The organism is Herpetosiphon gulosus, assembly GCF_039545135.1.
GTDB lineage: Bacteria > Chloroflexota > Chloroflexia > Chloroflexales > Herpetosiphonaceae > Herpetosiphon > Herpetosiphon gulosus.
On the sequence record NZ_BAABRU010000002.1, the window covers coordinates 156,319 to 180,589 of the forward strand.

Genomic DNA, 24,271 nt, shown 5'->3' on the forward strand with positions numbered 1-24,271 from the left:
GTATCAAGGACTAGGGGTCAGGTTGAAACCACGAAGAACACCAAGAGCACCAAGGACGAAGGGCTAGGCTATGGGCTATCGGCTATCGGCTATCGGAACAATTGTTGGTATTTCCAACGCATTGCCGATAGCCCATAGCTGTAATGGTTCATTAGATTAACAACCAATTCTCGTGCCCTCACCCCCTCACCCCCTCTCCCGCCCGCGAGGCAAGGGGGAACCGCTCCAGGAGTGCTCCCCTCGCCCGCCGCAGTGGGCGAGGGGTTGGGGGTGAGGGCATGCTGACCGTTGTTAACGCGATAAACCATTACACATAGCCTATAGCCATAGATTCTCTGCGCCTCTGCGTTAAAGTCCAATGCCTGAGGTTTGGCTCTTATGTTCTATACTCAAGGTTCTATGCTTTCCTGACTCCTGATCCTCGATTCCTAAAAAGATCATATGTTCTATATTTCATGCTATGATTAGGCAAGCGGAGCCTTATTATAGTGATGAAGGAGCATCTGATGAGTAATCGCGCGAATGACCTGATTCCCCTCAGCGATATGCATGGCCCAAGCCTGCCCACTGCCGTTGATCGCGCCACATTTCAAGCCGAACTGAACAGCTTGCGGCTACGCGAGAAGGCTCATACGCGCGAGGGCGATGTAATTGCTGCTGCGCGTCGCCGCTTGCCAATGGTTGAAGTCGCTGCTACAACTCCAGTAGTTGGCCCAAATGGCCTAGTTCCGATGATCGAGATTTTTGAAGGCCGCAAGCAACTTTTTGCCGCCTATATGATGTGGCATCATGGCGCAAATGCAGCCCAACAGTGCGAAGGTTGCACCATGAATGTTGGTCATGTGCTGGAATTGGGCTATTTGCACTCGCGTGATGTAACCTTTGCCGTGTTGAGCCAAGGCCCATTTGCCGAGAGCAAGCGCTACCGCGAATTTATGGGCTGGGATCTGCCTTGGTATTCCGTGCCCAAATCCTCGCTTGATACCCTGATTGCTGATCGCCATTTTGGCATCTGGGTTTGTTACGTTCAGGATAATGGTCGGGTGTTTGAAACCTATTGGACAACTGGTCGCGGCTGTGAACAAATGGGCAGTTCCTATGCAATGCTCGATATGACAATTTATGGGCGACAAGAGGTTTGGGAAGATTCTCCAGCCGGCTGGCCTCAACGCTTTTTCAACACCCGCTCAGCCCAAATGCGTACTGATGAGCATGGTCAAGCCGTCAATCGCCCCGCCGGACGACCAATCTCGCACTGGTCGCGACTGGCTGCTGGTCGCTCCGATACGCTGGCTGAGCCTGATAAATAAGGGGCTAGGGGTCAGAGGTCAGGGATCAGTGGTTAGGGAATAGAGACCAGAATTGAGTACACTGGGATTAAGCGATTGGAAAACCTGCATAAAACTCGCTGAACTAGCTGATCTAACGCTTCGACCTCCTACCCCCTATCCACTAGCTCCTGACATCTGACCCCTACTTCTCATCTTTGACATAAGCAATTCTTGGTGCTAACATAGGCGCTGCGGGGAATTTTGGAAACGCATATCCCGACGTTGGAGGGTGCTCATGCAGCAGCAGCTAGAACAGTTTTTGGCCTATTTAACGGTTGAGCGCGGTTTGACCGGTAATACGATTGCCGCCTATCGAACCGATCTTGACCAATTTGTTAACTTTATTGTTGAACGTAACACAGGCAGTTGGAGCAACGTCTCCCGCGATGACCTGTTGGCGTTCTTGCTCTTTCTCAAAGAAAAGCGCTACGCAACCTCCACGATCGCACGTCGTACTGCTGCAATTAAATCGTTTTTTGAATACCTGCAAGGCCAACATACTATCGTCACGAATCCAACCGAAAACTTGGATTCACCCAAGGTTGATCGGTTCTTGCCCAAGGCGATTACGGTCGCCCAAGTTGACGAACTGCTTGAGTTGCCCCTAACCACTAGCGGCCCCGAAGGTCTGCGCGATAAAGCTATGCTCGAAGTGTTGTATGCCACTGGCATGCGCGTCAGCGAGTTGGTTGCGCTCGATGTGGGCGATGTTGATCTGGCGATCCACCAGATTCGCTGCTTGGGCAAGGCCAATAAAGAGCGTAATCTGCCGATTGTTGGCAGCGCCAGCACCGCCTTGGAAGAATACCTCGATATTGCGCGAGGCCAAATCAGCCGTAACGGCGGCGATCCAGCTTTGTTTCTCAATCATCGTGGCAAGCGGCTCACCCGCCAAGGCTTTTGGTTGATTTTGAAGGGCTACGCCGAACGCTTGGGGCTGAGCGATCTGACACCACATACCTTGCGCCACTCGTTTGCAACCCATATGCTCAACCGTGGCCGGGATTTGCGCGAAGTCCAAGAGTTGCTGGGCCATGCAAGTATTTCAACAACGCAAATTTATACCCAAGTAAGCAACGACCGAGCCGTTAAATACGATCAAGCAGCCCAACGACCAACCGTCGCCAATGCTGCTGAAGTCGAATTTAGCGCCTAATCAAATCAGTCGTTGGGCTGAACACAAGCATTGACAAGAATGCTACAGTAGCAGCCAACAACCTGATGCAATATTGGCAATGAACCGTAGAAGTAGCCTGGAATGCAACATTCAGCGATGTGGGGATAGTGTAAGCCCACAAGTTTGCCCCAAGCGAATGGCGACGGGGAGCCAATCACAATAGATCTCAAAGGTGCCTTGGGTCAACCAAGGAACTGGGGTGGAACCGCGAAGCGTATTGTTTTCTTCGTCCCCAGGCAATGCTAGCAATGGCGTTGTCTGGGGATGAACGTTTTTAGCAAGGATGAAGGATAAAGGATAAAGGATGAAGCAGATTGAAATAGCCCAAACTGGTTTATAAAACCTTGATCTTTGGAAAATTTTCATCCCTCATCCTTCATATCTCATCCTTTCATGGAGGTTTATATGCCAGCAACATCGATGGACGAATTGGTCTCGTTATGCAAGCGACGAGGGTTTATCTTTCCAGGCTCGGATATTTATGGCGGTTTGCAAGGCACCTATGATTATGGCCCGTTGGGGATTGAACTCAAAAATAATCTTAAAGCCGCTTGGTGGCGAGCCATGGTTTATGAACGCGACGATGTGGAAGGCCTCGATGCCTCGATTTTGACTCATCGCTTGGTGTTGCGCCACTCTGGCCACGAGGCAACCTTTACCGATCCAATGGTCGATTGTCGCAATTGTAAAAGCCGCTGGCGTGCCGACCAACTCAAAGACAACAAATGTGAAAAATGTGGCTCAACCGATTTGACCGAGCCACGTCCATTCAATTTGATGTTCAAAACGACGGTTGGGCCAGTTGCCGAAGAAGGCTCGTTTGCCTACTTACGACCCGAAACCGCCCAAGGGATCTTTACCAACTTTAAAAATGTGGTCGATGCCACCTCACGCCGCTTGCCATTTGGGATTGCTCAAATCGGGAAGGCTTTCCGCAACGAAATTACACCACGTAACTTTATTTTCCGCGTGCGTGAATTCGAGCAAATGGAGCTGGAATTTTTTGTTCAGCCTGGCACCGACGACGAATGGCATAGCCAATGGGTTGAAGCTCGCTTGCAATGGTGGCGTGATCAAGGCTTGCTCAGCGAAAATCTGCAAGCCTATCATCAAGCTGGTGATGAATTGGCTCACTACGCCAAAGCAACCGTCGATATTCTCTATCAGTTTCCGCATGGCTTAGAAGAACTAGAGGGGATTGCCAATCGCACCGACTTTGATCTTGGTTCGCATACCCGTGGTCAAGCCGATTTAGGCTTATCGGCCAAGGTTGAACCAAACGAAGATAGCACTGCCAAGCTGACGATTCCACATCCAGAAACCCAAAAGCCTTTGGTGCCATTCGTAATTGAGCCATCGGCTGGGGTTGATCGTGGGGTGTTGGCGATTTTGACCGAAGCCTTTACCAAAGAAACCTTGGAAAATGGCTCAGAACGAATTGTGCTCAAACTCAAGCCACACTTGGCTCCAATCAAGGTAGCGGTGTTGCCTTTGGCTCGCAACAAACCGGAGATCGTCGAAAAAGCCAAAGCAATTAAAGCGTTGTTGATGGCAACTGGGATTGGTCGGATTTTCTATGAAGATACGGGCAACATCGGCAAAGGCTATCGCCGCCACGATGAAGTTGGTACACCCTTCTGCGTCACCGTCGATTTCGATACCTTGGGCCGCGGCGACGATGCTAGCTTGCTGGACACCGTGACTGTGCGCGACCGCGACACCATGAGCCAAGCTCGTATCCATATCAACGAACTGGCTACTTACATTCGCGAACGTTTAGTTTAATCAGTCACTAGATTTAAATGTTCAAGCCAAGCTCAGTCAATGGGCTTGGCTTTTTTGGGCTTACCAACTGTTAGCAAGGTGTAAGCTGATGCTGACTAAGCCCGCAAACGAAGGTGGTACAATAGCACTAGACTATCCCTATAATCCCAAACGCTTGAGGAGCCACCCGTGAAACGTTTTTTTCAACAATGGCTTCATTCGCTTAATTATCCCGACCCGGTTCAACAACAGCAAGCCCAAATTATGCAGGGCATTCTTTTGGGTTCGTTTATGGCCAGCACTGGCGCTTTAGTTGTCCCATTTGTTGCTCCAGTTACCTCAATTCAAGCCATTGTGATTGCAATTGCGATTGGTGCGGCGATTGCAGTTTTTCTCAGTGCTTTGGTGCTTTTGCGGCGCAATTATTTTAAATTAGCCCTCTTTGGCAGTGTTTTCGGCTTAGAGTTCTTTTTAATTGTTATGTTACTTGGCACTGGTTTAGCCGATAGCGGCGCGATTATTTTTGGTTTGGCTGTGCCTATGGCGTTGGCCAGCTTGCTCAGTGGTCGCAAATTGATGTTTGTTGTGATGGGCGTTGGTCTCGTTGGTTTGATTGCCACCGCACTGGCCGAGGCCTTGGTGCCGCAAATTACCGGCTTTGCCAAGCCCATGGATAAAAATTATGGTGGCATTATCGGTGGCTATACCGCAGTAGCCTTGGTGCTTGGCTTAGTTTTAGCTCGCTACAGCAAGGCCTTATCAACTGCGCTCAGCACTGCTCGTACTCGCCAAACCGAGCTTGAGCAACTCCAAGCCAGCCTTGAACAAACAGTTGCTGAACGTACTGCTACCTTGCAAAATACCTTGGCTGAGCTGAAACAACGGGCCGCCGAGCAAGCCCAATTGCTTGAGGCCAACCAGCAACAGGCTGTTGTTATTCGCGAGTTAGGTGTGCCCGTGATTCCGCTTGGTGGTCGGCGGTTGGTTGTGCCCCTGGTCGGCCAGCTCGATCAAGCGCGTTTGAATACGATTCGTGAGCGCGTTATCACCGCTGTGGTGCAACAACGCGCTCGTCAGGTGTTGCTTGATGTCACGGGCGTGCCCTTGGTCGATGTGCATATGGCTGGCGAATTGGCCGCCGTTATTGCTGCAACCAGCCTCGTTGGCGCTGAAACCGCGCTGGTGGGCATCAACCCCGATGTAGCCCAAGGCTTGGTTGGCTCAGGCATTGATGTTTCGCGCTTGCCAGCCTTTGCATCTTTAGAACAAGCATTAAATTCGTAGCCTGCATCGTTGTAGTTAGGGGAATTGTCGATGGCGCTTGAGCAATCCACACGGGCGTTGGTGATTGGTGGTTGTGGCTTTGTCGGCAAACATTTGGTGCAACAATTATTGGCAACGGGGCGACCTGTCCGTGTTTTTGATCTCCAGCCCTACCCTGACCCTCAAGTCGAATCAGTTGTGGGCGATTTACGCAAAGCCGAGCAGGTATTGCAAGCCTGTCGCGATGTTGGTACAGTTTTTTTATGTGCGGCAGCGGTCGATTGGGGTTGGGGTAATGCTCAATTATTGCACGATGTCAATGTGCTGGGGCCGCAACATGTGGTTGCTGCTTGCCAAGCCACAGGCGTTGCCCAACTGATTTATACCAGCAGCGTTGATGTGGTATTCGAGGGCAAACCAATTCGTGCTGGCGATGAGCAATTGCCCTATCCCAAACAACACTTAGATATTTATGGTGCGACCAAAACCGCTGGTGAACGTTTGGTTTTGGCTGCCAACGGCCAATCGGGCTTGGCAACCTGTGCCTTGCGATTGGGTGGCGTTTATGGCCCAGGCGATTCACATCGCTTGCCGTCGTTGGTTAATTTGGGCAAGCGTGGCCCAATTCCACGTTTGGGCAACGGCTCAGCGCGATTTTCGCATATTTATGTTGAAAACGCAGCGCGTGGCCATATTTTAGCAGCCCAACACTTAACCGCTGAGGGTGTGCTAGGCGGCCAAGCCTATTTTTTGGTCGATCCTGATCCTGATAATTTTTTTCTGTTTCTCAAGCCAATTGTTGAGGCCTTGGGCTTACGTATGGCCAAGCGTCATGTGCCATTTGGCCTGATGAATCTCCTGGCATGGCCCAGTGAGTTCTGGTATCGCACAACCCGCAGCAAAAAACGCCCAAGCCTCACGCGCTACACGGTTACTTCAACTTGTGTTGATTTTTGGTTTACTGGAGCCAAGGCCGCCAACGATTTTGGCTATCAGCCCCTAGTTGATCTAGTCGAGGCGCGTAACCGCACAATCGCTTGGGCCAAGCAGCAGTTTAATCTAGGGGTCAGGGACTAGCGATCAGGATTCAGAATAAGCTATTCTGTCCAATTTCCCCTTGATCAGCTCAATTATGTATTTAGCAAAGCATACACTCTAGTGTACTTGAGATTCATCCAATGAATTGAAGATCTAGCTCCAGCCAAAGTGTCAAACTTCGGCTGGAGCAGGGATCAGTAGTTAATCTTCTTGTACAAAGAATCCATTCGCAATCCGTCCCCAGTCGAAACGTGCGTTTTGGGCAAGAGTGCGAGTTCTTTGATCGCGTTGTTCATCTTCATATCGCGCCCAAGCCGAAAGCAAAATTTTAAGTCCATGAGCCGCCTGATTTAAACGTTTTTGTAGCACTTGAACATCGGTTGAATCTTCTTGTTGATCAAAAACTTCTAGGAGGTGCGAATAGGCTGGATGATTAGTATTCAAGGTAATAACAATCGCACCACCACGCGGCTTTACCGAAAAGAAAGCGGGTGTTTCAAGATCCGCCTCGGCAAAAGTGTATTTTAACCCATCAGAGACAGTTGTGGCAGCCAACTGATTAGCTACTCTCTCTGTAACACCTTCGTCAATTAGAGATTGTGCAATAGCAGTTTGGCGTTGCGTTGCGGGTAATTGCTCATCTTTATCACTTTCACCTGTGTAGCCGTCTTGCTGTCGTTGGCGAGTAGCTTCTGTTGCAACAATTTCAGGCGTAGGTTCTGATGATTCATGACGAGTTGTATTTGTTTTGTGCCTCGTGTTTGTTGTTGCAAGCATTTTCGCATAGACCGAATATTGGTATCTACCCTCTGAACAATTTCTAATAATTGTGCACGAGGATCGCCTTCTTCCTCAAGCTCACGCATAGCTTCAACAGTTGTTTTATCTTTTTGCAAAGCTTCTAAATCTAATCTTCGTGACTCAGAAAAATTTCGCGCTGCTTGTTTATTATTTGTTACTCCAAACAAATCATCTAACGCTGGGGGAAATTCGACTTCTACTCCCCACCATCGCTCTACCGGGTCATATTTTGGTGATTTTCATGTCCATAATGGTGTTCTAATCCTCCCTCGGGAAGGATTTAAGAATTATCAGACAGAGCCTTGGATATTAACTCAATACTAGTTTCAGTATACCAGAAACTTCAAGAATGAAGTTCTTTTGATACGCTCTATCTGATCATTCTAAAGATCGAGGGTTGGTTCACGGGTTTGGGCGTTTTGGGCAATGCGGGCGCGGCACAGTTGCTCACTCATCTTCTACTCCTTAAACCAACCACCACTTCTTGAAGCAAAGAAGTGGTGGTTTAATCTGATTTATTGGGCGGATGTTACACGTTGAACAAGAAGTGGGCAATATCGCCATCTTTGACGACGTAGGTTTTGCCTTCAAGTCGCACCGTGCCAGCTTTTTTGGCGGCAGCCATATCGCCAGCCTTCATCAAATCATCGAAGGCCACGATTTCGGCGCGAATAAAGCCCCGTTGCAAATCGGAGTGAATCGTGCCAGCCGCTTCAGCCGCCCCGATGCCTTGGCGAATCGTCCAAGCTCGTACTTCGTCATCACCAGCGGTCAAGAAGCTAATCAAGCCCATCATGGTATACGAAGCCTTGATTACCCGATCGCGGGCTGGCTCAGTAATGCCTAAATCGTCCATAAACATTTGGGCATCTTCATCTTCAAGTTGGGCCAATTCGGCTTCAACTTTGCCCGCCAAGGTCACGATTGCGGTTTTAGGCTTGTCGTATTCCAAAACTGGCGGGGTTTTGAGTTGCTTTTCGTCGATGTTAACCACCACCAACATTGGCTTGCCACTCAGAAATTGGAAGCCGCGCAGCACTTTGGCTTCTTCTTCGCTCAATTCTTGGGCGCGAATCGGCACATCTTGTTCGAGCCCAGTGTACAAGCGCTCAAGCGCGTTGAGTTCCATCAGGCGCACTTCGCGGTCTTTGCCGACCATTTTAGTTACTTCGCCGCGCAAGCGGCTCAAACGGCGCTCGATAATCGCCATATCCGAGAACATCAACTCCATATCGACCGAAGCTAAATCGCGGGCAGCATTGACGCTATCTTGGGGATGCGGCACTCCATCATCTTCAAATGCTCGCACCACATGCAACAAGGCATCAACTTGGCTGATGTAATTCAGAAACTGTGGGTTCAAGCCGCCGCTTTCGTGGGCATTGCCACTCATCCCGGCCACGTCGATATATTGAACATCGGCTGGCGTGAGTTTTTTGGGCTTGTACATTTTGGCCAAGGCATCAAGCCGCTCGTCGGGCACTTTGACCATGGCGATGTTTGGCTCGATTTGGCCCGATGAATAGGCATTTGTTTCTGCCGTATTACGGGTTAATGCATTAAAAACTGTGGTTTTGCCGCTGTTGGGTAAACCAATAATCCCGATTTTCATGAAACCCCTTTATTTATGGTGTTGGTGTAATTTGAACCGTTGGTGTTGTGGTTGTGCCGCCCAAGCTTTCGCGTGGTGGCGGCGGCGATGGCAACACCATCGAATAGATGCGATTACTGTTGGCCAGATAGAGCATTTTGCTGGAGCCGCTGCCAATCACGGCGACATCGTTGAGCAATTCAAGCTTGATCGTGCTGGTGCTCGGCATTTTGAGTTGTTGCACAATCTCGCCTTGACGATTGACCTCGACGATCCGCTGGTTGACTGCATCGACGATGAAGAAATTGCCTTGATTGTCGCGGAAGGTTTCGGCGCTAATTTCTTGCTCAACAAATAAACGTCGAGCACGTAATGGCGGATCAAGTGCTGGCACTGTGACCGTATCGATCAGCGCTCCGCCCTCGAAAATGCCCACCGTGCCATCAGGCTGAAGCATATAGATTCGCCCATCAATTGCCACATCAACCACTGATTTAGTGTTGAAATCGCCAGTTGATGTGGTGATCCAATTTTCGGGCAGGTTGGCAAACTCGCCAGAACGGTAGCGCAGAATTTCGCCAGCGGTGGCGCTATCAGTTCGCCCCAAATCGTAGACATACAAGCCACCGCCGTAGGTCTCAATATCAGGGAATGGCTGGCGCGTCCAGAGTTCGCTACCTTGAATTGTGCGCGAAACCCAAGTTTTGGTATCGCTCAAGTAGAAATAAATATTCGATTGGGCATTGAGATTGGGCGGTGCATCGATCGCTGCTAGCTCACCTTCGCGCAACATTACGCTGCGAATTGGCGCTGCTGGCAAGCCAGCAATTTCATCGCCATCTTTTAATAGGCTGATCGGTGGGCTGCTACTGCCTTCGCTGTAGCTGTAGAGCGTGCCATTTTCAGTGCCAATAAAATACAGATCGTTCTTGCCAGTATTGGGCGTGACAATCAATTTGCCAATCGTATCGCTAGTTGGCATGGTCGTCACCAGTTTAAGATCGGTCAAGAACGAGGTGCGATCAATACTCGCCCGTAAATTATCGGATTTTTTGCGCAAGGCCAGATAATCGGCTTTGCGGGTTGGGTTGCTCATATAGCCCTGGTCGCTACCCAAGGTTTCGAGATGGGTATCGAGTTCGCCCAATTCTTCCAAGGCGGCACGATCATCAGTCGCGCGAACGGCGGCCTCAAATTTGGCATTCGCCACATTCAAGCTATCTTGATAAGCGGCTTCGGTGTTTTGCAAGCGGCGATCTTGCACATAGAACCAACCGCCACCAACCAATACAATTAAAAGTGCGATGAGCGTCCATGGAATGTTGCGCCGTCGCGAACGCCGATATGACAAATCACCGCCACGAGCTTGAGCAAAGCGCGGTAGTGGTGGGGCAATCGGGCGGCTACTGCGTCCGAAATTGGCAATAAAAGTCACAATTGCTGCCAACAAATAGCGAAATGGCGCAGTGAATTTCTGCCAGCCAGTCAATGGTACAACCGGATCACGTTGTGGCACGGGCACGGCGGCAAAATCAACAGGCAACGGCTCCATATCGGTCAAATCGATGCTGGGAGCACTGCTGGCGGCCTGAATTGCCGCGACCATGCTGGTTTCGCCCAAATACGAGCTGGGCAGCCATTGTTCGGCATCACGCAAACTGCGCGGGCGATAGCGCGGGCGCTCGTTGAGCCAGCCCATATCACGCGGATCAACTTCTTCAAGCTCGGCAGGCATCGGTGGCAGCTCGTCGAGGGCTGAGCTTGGTTCGCCGTTTTCAGCATCTTTATCGCGGCGCACCATCAAGGCCGCATTGGCCGTCACATCGCTGATCCATTCGCCAACCACGCTGGCCGCAGCTTTGCCGCGCTCGGCCAAACCTTCAGCTGAGAGCAATTCACTGTTTGGGTCTACAAACGGCAACATGTCGATTAGCGCAACGTGGGCTTCATTTAAATTATTGCGCCGCGTAATGGCATACAATTCTTCCAGCGAAGCTGCTGCCTCGGAAAGACAAAACATCCGCTCGGCATCGGCCCGACCTAACACCCGCGCCAAGCGGCTCGAACAGAGCACCAACATATCGCCAGCTTCAACCACATTGCGAAACATTTCTGGTTCGCTGAACAGGCTCGTGCCAAGCGCGTTGGGCGGCATAATTGTTGAGCTACTGACGTTACCTTGCCACGATGGATTGGTTGGCAACGCCCGTAATTGGCCGCGATGGGCAATATAAGCTTGGGTTGGCTGCACTTGAGCAATATACAAATCGTTGTTGCGCAACACCGCACATGTACAACCAACAGCGGTTTTTTGATGATGGGCGGCCTTGAAATTAAATTCATACAGCGCAGTATTGGCGGTTTTCAAGGCGTTGCGCAAGCCTGAGGTAATACTAAATGAGGTATCGGCATAAAATGTTTTGATGATGGTTTGGGTTACAAGATCGCAGGCTTCTTTGCCGCGAGCACCTTCATTAACTGCATCGGTTAATACAAACAAATGGCCTTTGCGAGCCTCAGGTGCGAATAAATTATTGGGCATCGCACTATTAATGCGATCGCTAACATCTTGGCGCAAGCCATTGACAATTCCAAATTGATAGGTTTGTAATTTATAACGTGACATTTAAGCGTTATTCCATATCGCAGTACTTAATCGTTGCACCCAATCAAGGTTGGTCATATCGAAATGCAGCGGCGTAATTGAAACATGGTTGTTGGCCACTGCGCCAAAATCGGTTCCATCATCGGGCTTGCCATCAGGCGCGGCCCCGCCAACCCAATAATAAGGGCGGCCCCGCGGATCAAGCCGTTTAATCAATTCATCACGATAAATCCGATGCCCCAAACGGGTAACTTTGGCATCGTTGACAATTTCTGCCGAGCCTTGCGGCACATTTACATTCAACAAAATATCGCTGGGCAATTGCAGTTCCATGGCAGTGGCGGCGATGCGGCGGGCCCAATCGGCGGCTACGCTAAAATCGCTGCCAGGCTTGTAGCCATCAACCAGCGAAACCGCAATCGAGCGAATGCCAACCACAAGGCCTTCCATCGCTGCCGCCACCGTGCCCGAATACAACACATCGTGGCCGAGATTGGCCCCAAGGTTGATCCCAGAAACCACCAAATCAGGCCGATGATCCAACACACCGAGCAGTGCAATCCCAACACAATCGGCAGGCGATCCATCGCAGGCGAGGGCAGGGCTACCATCAGCAAGCTGAACTTCGTTAACGCGCAAGGGGGCAAATAAGGTGCGACTATGACTGCCTGCACTCCAATTGCGCTCTGGCGCAACCACGGTGACACGGCCAAGTTGCTCAAGTTGGCATTTGAGCGCCAACAAGCCTGGGCTATGCACACCGTCATCATTGGAAAGCAAAATGTTCATGATCGCTCCTCAGGCCACCAGAGCCTGCTCATTCGCGGGCATTATAGGGCATTATGCCACGACATGCCAAACGCCGAGCGCTTGTCGTTGTCAACAAGCGCTCGGTCGCGAGATTTAGGGTGTTACCACCGGAGTTGGTTGAGGTTGTTCCGGCACAGGCGACGGCTCAACTGGCGACGGCTGAATAATAATCGTCGTCGGTAATGGCAAGGCCGGAGTTGGGTTAACTGGCGGCGGAGCCGTAGTTGGCTGGCCAGTTGCTGGCGGAGCCGTAGTTGGCTGGCTGCCATCAGGCGAGCGAATGCCCAAAATAATTACGGTGTTCAGATCAACCACCGCGCCAACCCCGGGCAGGCTACTGACCACAGCATAGGCTGGATATTGATCAAAGACTGGTCCAAGCCGATCGCGGCCTTGATAATCGACCACGATCTTATCGGGGGTAAAGCCCAAACTCATCAACTGTTGGCGAGCTTGATTTTCACCAAAACCAACTAAACTAGGCATCAAGACCTGGCCTGGCCCCAGCACTGGTATGGTTGGAGTCAGTGGATCAGGCGTTGGTGTGCCAGGCGTTGGGGTTGGGGCAATCGTATCGCAGCTCGGCAACTTATCGGGATCAAGCGCAACTGGCTCATTTTCGTCGTTGCCGCTATTGCCACGATCCGATGTATAGCCCTTCCATTTGCTGAGATCGATCCGTTCGTCGTCGTTGCTTTCGGGCAACTTCCAAACATAAATCGATGAAATTGCCCCTTCGGGATACTCAGCACCTTCGACTGGACGGCAGTAGGTGCTGGTTTCTTTGCCCTCGGCATCGGTGACGGTTAGCCGAACAACCGAGACTTTTTCGTAGAGATCGCACTTGCCGCCTGCATCCAAGCCATCGATAAACAACTCGTCGGTGCGACCACCGAATGGCCCGGGAATTTCACAAATGCTTTCGCGATAGACCCCGGGATAGGATTTTTCGAAACTTTGGGGCATATTTTCGATGCCACCATAGAAGCCTGCCAAGCGATTCATAATCTTTTCGTTGGCAAAAATCGCTTCCATCGTGCGTGCCCAAATCACCCCACCACCTTGGGTACTTTCAACCTGGGCAGTTTGTTCGTTGTTGTTATTGCCCGTCCAAACGGTGACGGTGACAAATGGCGTGAAGCCCGAAGCCCATGCATCGCGGAAGTCGTTGGTTGTGCCAGTTTTGACCGCCGATGGTTGCGAGAGCTTCAAAATGCTATTCAGGCCGAAAATTGGGCGACGTGCTTCGTTATCGCTGATCATATTGGTGATGATGTAATTCAAACGACCATCAACACATTGGGTTCCATTGGGAACTCGCGCACCCAATTGATAATCTTCGCCCTCAGGAATCACACACTTGCTGGTATCGCTGACCGCATCGCTTTCGGGGTTAGCCAATGGCGTGGGCTTGAATTCTTCCAAGGTTTTGCCACGGGCATCAGTAATTTTGAGAATTGGGGTTGGCGCAAAATAGCGGCCACCGCTAGCAACCGTGTTATAGGCTGTCGCCAAATCCAAGGGGGTAACTTCGCCACCACCAAGGGTCAAGGCCAAACCGTAATAGCCTGGGTCGTTGGCCAAAACATTTGGCGAAATGCCCAAACGGTGTAATAAATCAAGCGTTTCGGGAATTCCAGCGGCTTTCAAGCCCTTGACGGCTGGAATATTCAGCGAGTTGGCGACCGCAGTGCGTGCCCGTAATGGCCCATGAAATTGATTATCAAAGTTTTGCGGTTCGTATTTGACCCCGCGTGGATTGAAAATTGTTGGCACATCCCAGAGCACACTGGCAGGCGTAATCCCGCGTGCGCCGTCGGTCGCCACATATTGCTCCATCCCCGAGAGATAGGTGAATGGTTTCAAGGCCGAGCCTGGTTGACGCAAAGCTGTGGTTACATTGACTTTACCATCTAGCACGTTGCCTTCTTCACCAGGGGTTGAAGTGGCCTCGGAAAGATCATAGCCAATCGAGCCAACCATGCCCAAAATTTGGCCTGTGTTGGGCTGCATCACCACCACCGCCGCATTGTGAATATTGCGATTATCGGCGTTAAGTTCTTGAATCCGGGTGTAGGCGATGGTTTGGGCAAGATTTTGGGTTTCCAAATCGAGGGTGGTGGTGATGCTGAGACCACCATTTGAAACCACCTCAGCGCCATAGCGTTGTTGCAAATAATCTTTGACATAAAAGACAAAGTGTGGTGCTAACAAACTGACTTCAGGCTTGGCGAATTGTAAATCTTTAGCTACTGCCGCGCGGGCTTCGCGTTCGGTCAGATAATTATTCTTGACCATTTGGCGCAGCACTTCGATCTGGCGACCCTTGGGTGGGGCAATCTCGCCTTTGATATCGTTGCTCAAATCGTAAAGCGGATCAAGCCAAACATCTTTGGGTAATTTGATTCCTTTAAGCAGCAAATTATCGTCGAGCCACGGCATGGGATTATAGGTCGTGGGCAATTGGGGAATCCCGCCGAGCAACGACGATTGAGCAATATCCAAATCCTTGGCATCAACCCCGAAATAATTTTGGGCGGCAGCCTGAATGCCATACGACAAGTTGCCATAGGGAATTTCATTCAGATACAGTTCGAGAATTTCGTTTTTGCTATAAACCGTGTTCAACTCTTGGGCCAAGATAATTTCTTTGACCTTACGGCTATAGATGTTAGGATCTTGGCGTTCCTCGGGGGTCAGCACGATCAAGCGCACAACCTGTTGGGTAATGGTTGAAGCACCGCCAGCGCCCACGCTTTGCTGGGTGATGTTGGCGTAGGTGGCCCGCGCAATACTAAAATAGTTTACGCCTGGATTTTCGAAGAACGAAGCATCTTCGGCGGCAACCGTTGCGTTAATCAAATGCTTAGAAACTTCATCAAGATTAACCGGAGTACGCCGCCCTTCGCCAACAAATTCATACAGCAACGTGCCATTGCGATCGTAAATTTTCGATGGCTGAAAGGCCGTATAGGTATGAATTTGATCAAGTCGCGGCTTGAGGTTGGCGGCAATACCGTTGTAGGTAACGGCAATGGCTACCCCAGCCACGCCCATCAGCACTAGCCCAGCCACCAACAAGCCCACAAAGGCCAGCACAATACGGCGGCCCATGGGGCGTGGAGCTTGCTTATTGCCAAGCCGCGAAGGAATAAATCGTGTAGTGCGGCGTTGTCGCCGTGAGATTGCATTTCGAGTTTGACGCATAGTAGACACATACCCCTTTGGTTCGGTGTGATGGTCGCCGGATATATATAACAAGGCGGCTCGCGCCGCCTCGGGTATTCTACCATGCTCAGGTTGTCAAGTTGCAAAATTTGGATCTTTTTCAGCTAACCATCAGTTGAACATCAGGCAGGCGTTGGGGCTAAACGGGCCATAGTGTAGGCATCACTGAGCTTGCCACCGCGATAGGCATAGTTGCGCAAGGTGCCTTCAACCGCAAAATCAAAGCGCTTGTAAAGCGTGATCGCTGGCGTATTATCGGTAAAAACGACGATTTCAAGCCGACTGAGGCCAAGCCAATTTTCGGCTAAATCGATCATCGCTGCCATCAAGGCTCCACCAATCCCACGGCCTTGATAATCGTCGCGTACTGCTAGCTCCAAATCGCCAGCATGCCGCCGCCGACCCTCGCCAATCTCCAAACTGATGATGCCAACAACCATGGCATCGATTGTGGCAACCAAGCGCGGCGTTTCGGTATCGGGGTTTTCCACCCGTCGCCGCCAAACATCCTGCGAAGGAAACGGCACATGCAACGATCCATCAAGCACATTTGGCCCACTAAATACGGTTGCAAGGTCAAGGTAATCATCTGGCTCCAAAGCCCGAATGATAATATCCAAGGTTTTACTCATGAAACTACTTTCTCGAAAAACTTAGCCAACAAAGTATAAGGGTGTTTGGCGTAATTCTGCCAGATTGGCCGCTCCAGTGCAAAACATGCTGATGCGCAATTCATCAATCACCGTCAAAATGGCTTCGTACACAGCTTCGCTGCCGCCATCGTTTTGGGCCAATAAATTTGGTGCAGCAGATGCGCCTAAATCAGCGCCAAGCGCAATCGCTTTGGCCAAATCCAGTCCGCTGCGCAATCCACCAGAGCCAATAATCCCAATGCTTGGCAATGCTGCTCGTACCTGCTTAATCGCCTCGGTGGTTGGAATACCCCAGCCTGCAAAGGTAGCAGCAATCCGTTGGCCTGCTTGGGTTCGATGGCGGAAGCGTTCGACTTCGCTCCAACTTGTGCCACCAGCCCCGGCTACATCGATCGCCTGTACGCCAGCGTCAACTAAACGCTTGGCGGTTTTGGCCCCAATGCCATTGCCAACTTCCTTGGCGATAACTGGCACAGGCAAGGCGCGACAAATTGCCTCAACTTTTTGCAATAAGCCTGCAAAATTAGTATCGCCTTCAGGCTGAACCGCTTCTTGCAAAGCGTTAAAATGCAAAATCAACGCATCAGCTTGAATCATATCAACTGCGCGTAGGCATTGTTCAACGCCATAGCCATAGTTGAGTTGCACCGCGCCCAAATTAGCAAATAGGGCAATATCGGGCGCAACACGGCGCACTTGATACGAGGCAGCGACACTTGGGTCGAAAATTGCTGCCCGTTGCGAGCCAACACCCATTGCCACGCCCAAGGCTTGCGCTGCTTCGGCCAATTGTAAATTAATTTTCTCGGTTGGTGCAGCGCCGCCCGTCATCGAGCTAATTAAAAATGGTGCTCTGAGCTGCTTGCCCAAAAATGTCGTGCTCAAATCAATCCTGCGCATATCTAATTCTGGCAGGGCATCATGCTCAAAATGATAACGCCCAAAGCCAGTCGTTATGCCTTTGGCGTTGACATCTTCTTTGATCACAATATTAACATGATCGATTTTACGGCCTTCGGTTGCAGTTTCTGTCATGATCCAGCCTCGTTATTGCTCATCAGCCCCAAAAAATTCGAGCCACTCATCAATCTCATCTGGGTGAACTGGCGGCGGTGGTTTATGCAGCCGTTCGCCAGTGCTAGCTTGGGGGTTTTTGCCACCGCGCGAGAGTCGTGGTCGGCCATCAGCATCACGCGGAATCGGATCAGGCTGATCTTTACGGCGTGGTGGCAGTTGCCAACGCTCTGGCGGTTGTGGCACAACAATTGGTTTAGCAGCCTGTGGCGAACGCCGTTTGGCTTGGGTGGCGCTGCGCTGCTGAGTTGGTTGGTTTGGCTTGGGTTTGCGCGTCAAATCAACTTTGCTCTCAGCACTTGCTTGATCAATGCCGAAAAAATCCAGCCATTCTGGCAGTTGATCTTGGCGAACATGGGCATGCATTTCTTGATGGGTCGGGGCATTGGGGTCAGCTGCACCCATCGATTCAAGCAGCGCGGCAAAATCACGCGCCGTAATCACCCGAGCACCAACTGCATCAGCCACCGAGGTAATCGCCCGATCCGACGACACTAGCACCCACTCGCTGGGCCGTGATAAGCGCACAAGTTGCGCTTTGATAATCTCATCGGCATCGCTGGGCGAGCGAGCAAAACGCACACTGACCCCGCCGCCGCCAAGCGAGCCTTGGGTATATTGGCCCCGATCAAAGACGACTGAAACACTCACTTTACGAGTAATCGCAAAGCGTTGCAGCAGTTGAACCAATTTAGCTTCATCGTCGGGGTCGTTCAGGCGAATTGTCGCGAGTTGACCAATTAAATTATGACCATCGATTAAATAGGGCATACCCAGCCTCAGTTGGTTATTTGTATGATCGCCGTAAGCTACGGATGATCAGTCGGTTTAGTTTTCGTTGCGGTAAATCAAGGATTATGCTTCGCCACTAAGCCAGTGTGCCAGTGCTTGTCACAATGCTGTAGGATATACATCATAACAAATAATTGGCTACTTGGGCGGTTTATTTCTCGGTTTGCGGTTAATTGTACGTCAAGGAGCAGGCTATGCAGCATCAATCTGTGCGGCAATTTTTCGAAGCAACTGAAATTAGTACGCTATCGCCATTGGCCGCCTTGAGTGCTCAGGCCAAACGCGATCAGCCAGAGCCAGCTTCGCCAGTGCGCACCGAATTCCAGCGCGATCGTGACCGGATTTTGCATTCCAAGGCTTTTCGCCGGCTCAAACATAAAACTCAAGTTTTTATTGCGCCGATTGGCGATCATTATCGTACTCGTTTGACGCATACGCTCGAAGTAACCCAAATTGCCCGCACAATTGGTCGGGCTTTGCGGCTCAACGAAGATTTAATCGAGGCAATCGGGTTGGGCCACGATTTGGGCCACACGCCATTTGGCCATGCTGGTGAGGCCGCACTAGCCAAAGCAATTGGCCGTAAGTTTCGACATAACGAGCAAAGTGTGCGGGTGGTTGAGCTATTGGAGAAACATGGCGAGGGGCTGAATTTAACTCAACAAGTGCGCGAGGGTATTTATTCACACTCCAAATCGCGCAAAGATATTACCACCGCAACTTGGGGCACGGCCTCAACTCTCGAAGGCCAAATTATCAAATTGGCCGATAGCGTGGCCTACATTAATCATGATATTGATGATGCAATGCGGGCTGGCATTTTACAGCTGAGCGATTTGCCGAGCGGCTATGTGGCAGTGCTTGGTACGACCCACGCCGAGCGCATTAATACCATGGTCTGCGATATGATCGACCATAATTGGTGGGCACGCGGCGAGCAGCCAGCGCCCAGCGATTTGAGCATCAGCATGAGTCCGCAAATTCTAGAGGCAACCAACGGCGTGCGCGAATATATGTATGCCAATGTCTATTTGCGCGGCCCCGCCAAAACTGAGGATGGTAAGGTCGATTATGTGATCAACACGCTCTATCAGTATTATTGTCAACATCCCGAAGCGCTGCCGAGTGATCTGTTGGCAATTTGCGAGCAGCGCGGCGAGCCAACCGAACGGGCCGTAATCGATTATATTGCTGGCATGACTGATCGCTATGCCCTGAAAAAATTCAACGATTTGTTTATTCCCAAAACGTGGGATATGTAGCTGGAGGGACAAGGGGCTAGGGATCAGGTCGCCAAGATGGTTTTTATTAACTGACCCCTGATCACTGAACCCTGCCCCCTTGTCTTTTGTGCTCTTCGTGTTCTTCGTGGTTGAAACGTGATCTGTGATTAAATCTGGAAGGTGTTGACCAACTCGATGTTGCGTTCGCGCAGCAGGCTTTCGACCACACAAGCTTGATCGGCGTTATCATTATCGATCGCCAAAATTGTTTCACCAGCCTTGAGTGCTTGCTCATACGAGGCGGCCAAATCGTTGCCCAGGCCAATTTGGCTAAAAGCGCCCAGAACTCCGCCTGCCGCTGCTCCAGCTACCGTTGAGCCAAGAATGCCTGCACCCAAGGCTGGGCCGATGCCGGGAATGGCAAATGACATTAAGCCAGCCACAACCCCTACAACACTGCCAGCTGTAACACCCGCCGCCGCCCCAGCAGCAACTTCAGTGCGATCCTGCTTGGCTTCAACTGTTGCATCTGAGGCATACAAAACCCCAAGATCATCAGGCTTGACATCGGATTGATGCAATTGCTGGATTAATCCGTCGAGCGCCGCCCGATCAGTTAAAATTCCCATAACGCGATAGCGTGCCATATGTGCTCCTTTATTGTACAAAGCTAAAGTTATTGTAGGCAAGCGCTATGCCAGCATTCAGCGTTAATTTGTTATCATGCGACTATGAAACGTTGTTTATGCGCATGCTGGCTGCTGCTACTACTATTTGCCAGCCAACCACAAATGGCTCAAGCTCACAGCCTCGATCAGCTTTTTCAAGATATGCGGGTACAGATTCAGCCAACTCAAATTGTGCTGACGGTGCACTTGATTGCTGGCCCGCTGATTACGCCGCGTTTGTGGGAGCATTTGGATACTGATCGTTCGCAAACGCTGGATCAAGCTGAAATTGAGCGTTGGTGTGCTGAATTTAATCGCAATCTGGAACTGGCGTTCGATCACCAATCACTCCCATTAACCCTGTATGAAGTCAGTGAATTTCCGACCACCAAGGCCGATTTTATTGGCTCGAATGCGACGAATTTGACTTGGACGGTGCAAGCAGCGCTTGGCCCCATCGCTACAGGTGAATATCAACTCAGCCTAAAATCGAATAATTACCACGATATTAGTGTTGTCGATTGGAGCAAAACCCGTGGGCGGGCAGGAATTGTGGCCCAAGAAGCCAGCACCATGGATTTACATAGTGCTGAGTTTCCAATCAAATGGCCCAGCAGTTTTCGCAGTGATGGGGCGATTGCCTTGCCAACTGCTGAACCAAGCGCCCCACAACAACCGAGTTCAAGCCTCGTGGCCCGTTTGCAAACTGGCGATAGTTCGTTTGGCTTGATCGCGGCCACGCTGGGGTTGGCCTTTGGCTTTGGCGCGGTTCATGCCTTGCAACCTGGCCATGGCAAAACCTTGGTCGCGGCCTATTTGGTCGGCTCACGCGGCACGATTCAACAAGCGACCTTGCTGGGCGCAATTGTTACGCTGACCCATACTGCCAGTGTTTTTGCGCTGGGCGGCTTGATGTTGCTGTTCAGTGCTTGGGCTACGCCTGAGCGCTTTATCCCAATTCTGACGCTTGTTTCGGGAGTTTTGGTAGCTGGTTTGGGGTTACGCATGCTCTGGGAACGGCTGCAAGCGCTACGTTCTGGCAACCAAGGCCATGCCCATGGTGGCTTGTTTCATAGCCATACTGATGCTGGCGCAGGCCATAGCCATGTAAGCAACCGCAAACTACTGGGCTTGGGCATTTCGGGTGGGCTTGTACCATGCCCTGAAGCCTTGGTGATTATGATTGTGGCAGCGACGCTTGGCCGGATTGGCCTCGGCTTGGCGATGATTGTGGCGTTTAGTGCAGGCTTGGCAGCTGTATTAATTGGCATTGGGATTGTGCTGGTGACGCTTGGCTCGCGCCTGATCAAAACTAGCCAGCCCGATGCCCCTTGGCTGCGTTGGTTGCCAATCGCCAGTGCTGGTGTGGTGACAATCCTTGGAATTGGGCTTATGCTTCAAACAATCTGAATTTCTAGCAATCAGGAGCAGCGCATGGCGTTGATTGTGGTCGTTGGGGGAGCTGATACCGGACGTGCTCCGATGGGTGCGGTGCTATTACGCCGCTTGTTGCTCGAAACGTACCCAACTTGGCAAATTGAATCCGCTGGAGTGTTGGGCCACGATGGCGATACATGGCAACCAGAAGCTCGTATGGCCTTGGAGCATTTGAGCGCTACGCCACCAGCGCATACTGCCCGCTCGCTGAGCGCTGATCTTGCCCTACAAGCCGATTTATTATTGGCAGTTGATCGGGGGGTTGGCCGCGCTTTGGAGTTGCAATACCCCAACGGGCGTTGGCAAGTGCTGCCCGATTTGGCCGAAACCCCGCGCGAGGTGCTTGATCCATTTCGGATGACCCTTGATGCATGGTTGATTTATGGCCGTGAGCTTGAGCATCAATTAAAAGTAGCGCTGAACAAAATTATTGCCTATTGCCAAGGCCAACCAATCGAGCCAATCAGCCAAGTGCCGCTGGTGGAGCCTGTCGTTCAAGCGCTTGTTATTCCAGTTGAGCTTGGTTCGGAGGTGCATCCGGCCTATCGGCGTTTGCATATTTTGGCCTTTGGCATTGCTGGCATCCCCGAAGTGATCGATTGGGGCAAAGCGCGGAATAGTTTACGCGAGGCCATGCAACAGTTTGCCAATTATCTCGCTGCCAGTACTGGCCCGAGCGATCTACGGCCTGCGGCGTTGGCGATGCTTGGCGGGGTGCTCGGCAATGGTAGCGATCCACTCAATCCGAATCAACTAGCCATTCTGCGCGAAATTGTTGGGCGAGTGGCCCAAACCCTCGATCCTCAAGATCTGGCGGGCTTAGCAGGAGCAATTGGGCGGTGGCAGAGTTAATTCCACTAACAATTAATGGTATCGATAGCCAAACGGCGGTGCAATTAACTGCGAACGCTTGGAATGAGTGGGCCGTGGTCAATTTAGCATGCCCTGCTCAAGCTAACGTGCGCCATGCTGAGTTGTCGATTGGGGCTGATGATTTGGGTGTGCCGCAAATTAGCCCATTCGACCCAACTTGGCGTTGGGCATGGCTGCCGCGTGGTCAGGCTGGCACAGTCTATGGCAGGTTGCAGATTGAATGGGCTGATGGCGAAATTCAGCAGCAGCAGTTTCAATTTGAACTTCAGCCGCATTTGCTTGATCTTGAATTGTGGCGAGCCTTATTGAGCGATCTTAGCTCGTTGGCTCGCTCGCTCGCCTTGCGGATTGCCAGCCCTAGCTTTGCCCAAGCAGTCTTAGTGCCGTTGCTACCGCATGATCCTAGCCCATTTTTAGAAGCACTGACCTTGATTAACCAAAGTAGCCAGCAAGCGAGCCAGATTGTGCGCGGCTTGCAGCGTCAGGCCAAAACGACGCTCGAACGCCAATCCCAAACCACTGATTTGGGCGCGGCCCAGCAATTTAAGCTTGATCAATTGACCCAGCCTAGCGAGCGTTATCAAGTGCTCGAACCGTATGGCCTTGTGCCAGAGCAGGTGCAGGCTGAGCATGCCCAAGCTTCATTCGATTTGCCAGAGCATCGCTGGTTGGTTGGTTTGATTCAGCAAATTGAGCGGCGTTTGCGCAATTTGCGCCGCCTTGCTAGCGAACAACGCCAGCTTGATTTAACCAGTATTCAGGCAATAATTGAGCAACAACTGACGGCTTTGCGCCAATTGCGTCAAGCAGCACCCTTGGCTGGTTTGAAAGCTCGCCAGCAGCCAGTTCAAAGCCAGTTGATCAACCGTGATGCGCGTTACCGACCGATTCGTCAGTTGGCGCGAAGTTTGCATGAACAACCGTTGCTCACCTTAGAAGTTGGCAGTTTGGCCTTGCCATTGGCCGATGTACCAACCCTCTATGAGCAATGGTGTGCGCTAGCTGTCGCCCAGGTTTTAACTGAATTAGGCCAGGTTGAAGCTCAACAGCTGCTAATCGATAACCCTCAGCGTGAACGTTGGGTGCTTGATTTGAACTCAACATCACCATTATTGAGTGTGCGGATCGGCTCGCAACTATGGGATTTGCGCTACCAAGCGCGATTTAGCGCCCAGCCTGATCCTGATGGTTTTTATAGCCTTGATCGATATCTGCGCATTCCCGATTTGGTGTTACAAACCACAACAACCAACGCCAAGCATGTGTTGGTGCTTGATGCCAAATATCGCCGAGCGCCTGACCAGCGGGTTCCGCAAAGTGCACTCGATGATGTCTATGCCTATCGTGGCAGCTTAGGCTACAATGGTCAGCCATGTGTGTTGGCGGCGGCAATTCTTTATCCGCAAGCAAACACGCTGGAAGAATTTGGCTCAATCGCCGCGATTGGCCTGATTCCTAATCAGCTTAATCAGCTAAAAATCTGGTTGGAGCATTGGCTCAGCCAGCTTGATCAATAAAGGAAGTCACTCATGCCAGTCTATGAATATGTTTGTTCGGAATGCCAAGGGCGTTTTGCTCGCTTGGTGCGCGGTTTTAGCGATCCGAGCGATTTGCACTGCCCACGCTGTTCGAGCCAAGCGGTACGGCGAGCGATCTCACGGGTTGCGGTAGTGCGTAGCGAAGATGCCCGTTTGGATGCCATGGCCGATTCGTCGATGTTTAACGATCTCGATGAAAACGATCCACGCTCAGTTGCCCGTTGGGCCAAGAAAATGGGCCGCGAATTGGGCGACGATCTCGGTGGCGATTGGAATGAGATGGTCGATCAGATGATCGACGAAGAAATGGGCGGCGAGGGCGATAATCAAACCGGCGGCCCTGCCAGCAACGATTTGGGCTGGGGCTAGAAGAGCAAAGAACACAGAACATAAGGGTTGGGATCA

General features: G+C 51.2%; 19 protein-coding genes. 10 read left to right on the top strand and 9 right to left on the bottom strand.

What is annotated here, in order from left to right; all coding sequences use genetic code 11:
• The first annotated feature begins 506 nt into the window (after positions 1–506).
• From ABEB26_RS02750 to ABEB26_RS02770, 5 genes are all read left to right on the top strand, one after another.
• A complete protein-coding gene (locus tag ABEB26_RS02750) occupies positions 507–1,310 on the top strand; it encodes a DUF899 domain-containing protein (protein WP_345720412.1) in 804 nt (267 codons plus the stop codon).
• Positions 1,311–1,566: 256 nt separating this feature from the next.
• Positions 1,567–2,487, top strand: a complete 921-nt coding sequence (gene xerA, locus ABEB26_RS02755) for a site-specific tyrosine recombinase/integron integrase (RefSeq protein WP_345720413.1) — start codon at positions 1,567–1,569, stop codon at positions 2,485–2,487.
• Positions 2,488–2,913: 426 nt separating this feature from the next.
• The gene (locus ABEB26_RS02760; protein WP_345720414.1) at positions 2,914–4,293 is read left to right on the top strand and encodes a glycine--tRNA ligase; all 1,380 of its coding nucleotides are present in this window, start codon (positions 2,914–2,916) and stop codon (positions 4,291–4,293) included.
• 168 nt (positions 4,294–4,461) lie between these two features.
• A complete protein-coding gene (locus tag ABEB26_RS02765) occupies positions 4,462–5,556 on the top strand; it encodes an STAS domain-containing protein (protein ID WP_345720415.1) in 1,095 nt (364 codons plus the stop codon).
• Positions 5,557–5,586: 30 nt separating this feature from the next.
• Complete coding sequence (locus ABEB26_RS02770; RefSeq protein ID WP_345720416.1) at positions 5,587–6,612, top strand: NAD-dependent epimerase/dehydratase family protein; 1,026 nt, start codon at positions 5,587–5,589, stop codon at positions 6,610–6,612.
• 162 nt (positions 6,613–6,774) lie between these two features.
• Here ABEB26_RS02770 and ABEB26_RS02775 read toward each other — a convergent pair whose 3' ends face one another.
• The 8 genes from ABEB26_RS02775 to ABEB26_RS02810 form a co-directional block, all read right to left on the bottom strand.
• On the bottom strand, positions 6,775–7,350 hold the full coding sequence (locus ABEB26_RS02775) for a hypothetical protein (RefSeq protein WP_345720417.1): 576 nt from the start codon (positions 7,348–7,350) through the stop codon (positions 6,775–6,777).
• Positions 7,351–7,903: 553 nt separating this feature from the next.
• Entirely contained in the window at positions 7,904–8,986 is a 1,083-nt protein-coding gene (gene ychF, locus ABEB26_RS02780) for a redox-regulated ATPase YchF (protein WP_345720418.1), read from the bottom strand.
• A gap of 13 nt (positions 8,987–8,999) precedes the next feature.
• A complete protein-coding gene (locus ABEB26_RS02785) occupies positions 9,000–11,591 on the bottom strand; it encodes a hypothetical protein (RefSeq protein WP_345720419.1) in 2,592 nt (863 codons plus the stop codon).
• Positions 11,592–12,359, bottom strand: coding sequence for a 5'/3'-nucleotidase SurE (surE, locus tag ABEB26_RS02790; RefSeq protein WP_345720420.1), 768 nt, complete (start codon positions 12,357–12,359; stop codon positions 11,592–11,594).
• A gap of 114 nt (positions 12,360–12,473) precedes the next feature.
• A complete protein-coding gene (locus ABEB26_RS02795; protein WP_345720421.1) occupies positions 12,474–15,587 on the bottom strand; it encodes a transglycosylase domain-containing protein in 3,114 nt (1,037 codons plus the stop codon).
• Between the two features lie 143 nt (positions 15,588–15,730).
• Positions 15,731–16,240, bottom strand: coding sequence for a GNAT family N-acetyltransferase (locus ABEB26_RS02800; protein WP_345720423.1), 510 nt, complete (start codon positions 16,238–16,240; stop codon positions 15,731–15,733).
• Positions 16,241–16,261: 21 nt separating this feature from the next.
• On the bottom strand, positions 16,262–17,296 hold the full coding sequence (fni, locus tag ABEB26_RS02805) for a type 2 isopentenyl-diphosphate Delta-isomerase (protein WP_345720424.1): 1,035 nt from the start codon (positions 17,294–17,296) through the stop codon (positions 16,262–16,264).
• 12 nt (positions 17,297–17,308) lie between these two features.
• Positions 17,309–18,106, bottom strand: coding sequence for an NYN domain-containing protein (locus ABEB26_RS02810; RefSeq protein WP_345720425.1), 798 nt, complete (start codon positions 18,104–18,106; stop codon positions 17,309–17,311).
• A 215-nt stretch (positions 18,107–18,321) separates the two neighbouring features.
• Here ABEB26_RS02810 and ABEB26_RS02815 point away from each other — a divergent pair, with 215 nt between their 5' ends.
• Positions 18,322–19,389 (top strand): deoxyguanosinetriphosphate triphosphohydrolase, encoded by a 1,068-nt coding sequence (locus ABEB26_RS02815; RefSeq protein WP_345720426.1) that lies wholly within the window; start codon positions 18,322–18,324, stop codon positions 19,387–19,389.
• 128 nt (positions 19,390–19,517) lie between these two features.
• Here the strand turns inward: ABEB26_RS02815 and ABEB26_RS02820 are convergent, their stop codons facing one another.
• Positions 19,518–19,997, bottom strand: coding sequence for a hypothetical protein (locus tag ABEB26_RS02820; protein WP_345720427.1), 480 nt, complete (start codon positions 19,995–19,997; stop codon positions 19,518–19,520).
• Positions 19,998–20,081: 84 nt separating this feature from the next.
• Here ABEB26_RS02820 and ABEB26_RS02825 point away from each other — a divergent pair, with 84 nt between their 5' ends.
• From ABEB26_RS02825 to ABEB26_RS02840, 4 genes are read left to right on the top strand one after another with little or no spacing between them, the layout of a single operon-like run.
• Positions 20,082–21,428 (top strand): nickel/cobalt transporter, encoded by a 1,347-nt coding sequence (locus ABEB26_RS02825; RefSeq protein ID WP_345720428.1) that lies wholly within the window; start codon positions 20,082–20,084, stop codon positions 21,426–21,428.
• Positions 21,429–21,452: 24 nt separating this feature from the next.
• Positions 21,453–22,307: an arsenate reductase/protein-tyrosine-phosphatase family protein gene (locus tag ABEB26_RS02830; protein WP_345720429.1), complete on the top strand. Its 855-nt coding sequence runs from the start codon at positions 21,453–21,455 to the stop codon at positions 22,305–22,307.
• Entirely contained in the window at positions 22,295–23,845 is a 1,551-nt protein-coding gene (locus ABEB26_RS02835; protein ID WP_345720430.1) for a DUF2357 domain-containing protein, read from the top strand. Before ABEB26_RS02830 ends, ABEB26_RS02835 begins: the two co-directional genes overlap by 13 nt.
• A gap of 12 nt (positions 23,846–23,857) precedes the next feature.
• On the top strand, positions 23,858–24,235 hold the full coding sequence (locus ABEB26_RS02840) for an FmdB family zinc ribbon protein (protein WP_345720431.1): 378 nt from the start codon (positions 23,858–23,860) through the stop codon (positions 24,233–24,235).
• The last annotated feature ends 36 nt before the right edge of the window (positions 24,236–24,271 follow it).

Excerpts from the sequence above, each read along its gene's own strand:
- ABEB26_RS02750 (WP_345720412.1), top strand. The coding sequence starts at position 507 with ATGAGTAATCGCGCGAATGACCTGATTCCCCTCAGCGATATGCATGGC.
- xerA (WP_345720413.1), top strand. The coding sequence starts at position 1,567 with ATGCAGCAGCAGCTAGAACAGTTTTTGGCCTATTTAACGGTTGAGCGC.
- ABEB26_RS02760 (WP_345720414.1), top strand. The coding sequence starts at position 2,914 with ATGCCAGCAACATCGATGGACGAATTGGTCTCGTTATGCAAGCGACGA.
- ABEB26_RS02770 (WP_345720416.1), top strand. The coding sequence starts at position 5,587 with ATGGCGCTTGAGCAATCCACACGGGCGTTGGTGATTGGTGGTTGTGGC.
- ABEB26_RS02775 (WP_345720417.1), bottom strand. The coding sequence starts at position 7,350 with ATGCTTGCAACAACAAACACGAGGCACAAAACAAATACAACTCGTCAT.
- ychF (WP_345720418.1), bottom strand. The coding sequence starts at position 8,986 with ATGAAAATCGGGATTATTGGTTTACCCAACAGCGGCAAAACCACAGTT.
- ABEB26_RS02785 (WP_345720419.1), bottom strand. The coding sequence starts at position 11,591 with ATGTCACGTTATAAATTACAAACCTATCAATTTGGAATTGTCAATGGC.
- surE (WP_345720420.1), bottom strand. The coding sequence starts at position 12,359 with ATGAACATTTTGCTTTCCAATGATGACGGTGTGCATAGCCCAGGCTTG.
- ABEB26_RS02795 (WP_345720421.1), bottom strand. The coding sequence starts at position 15,587 with ATGCGTCAAACTCGAAATGCAATCTCACGGCGACAACGCCGCACTACA.
- ABEB26_RS02800 (WP_345720423.1), bottom strand. The coding sequence starts at position 16,240 with ATGAGTAAAACCTTGGATATTATCATTCGGGCTTTGGAGCCAGATGAT.
- fni (WP_345720424.1), bottom strand. The coding sequence starts at position 17,296 with ATGACAGAAACTGCAACCGAAGGCCGTAAAATCGATCATGTTAATATT.
- ABEB26_RS02810 (WP_345720425.1), bottom strand. The coding sequence starts at position 18,106 with ATGCCCTATTTAATCGATGGTCATAATTTAATTGGTCAACTCGCGACA.
- ABEB26_RS02815 (WP_345720426.1), top strand. The coding sequence starts at position 18,322 with ATGCAGCATCAATCTGTGCGGCAATTTTTCGAAGCAACTGAAATTAGT.
- ABEB26_RS02820 (WP_345720427.1), bottom strand. The coding sequence starts at position 19,997 with ATGGCACGCTATCGCGTTATGGGAATTTTAACTGATCGGGCGGCGCTC.
- ABEB26_RS02825 (WP_345720428.1), top strand. The coding sequence starts at position 20,082 with ATGAAACGTTGTTTATGCGCATGCTGGCTGCTGCTACTACTATTTGCC.
- ABEB26_RS02830 (WP_345720429.1), top strand. The coding sequence starts at position 21,453 with ATGGCGTTGATTGTGGTCGTTGGGGGAGCTGATACCGGACGTGCTCCG.
- ABEB26_RS02840 (WP_345720431.1), top strand. The coding sequence starts at position 23,858 with ATGCCAGTCTATGAATATGTTTGTTCGGAATGCCAAGGGCGTTTTGCT.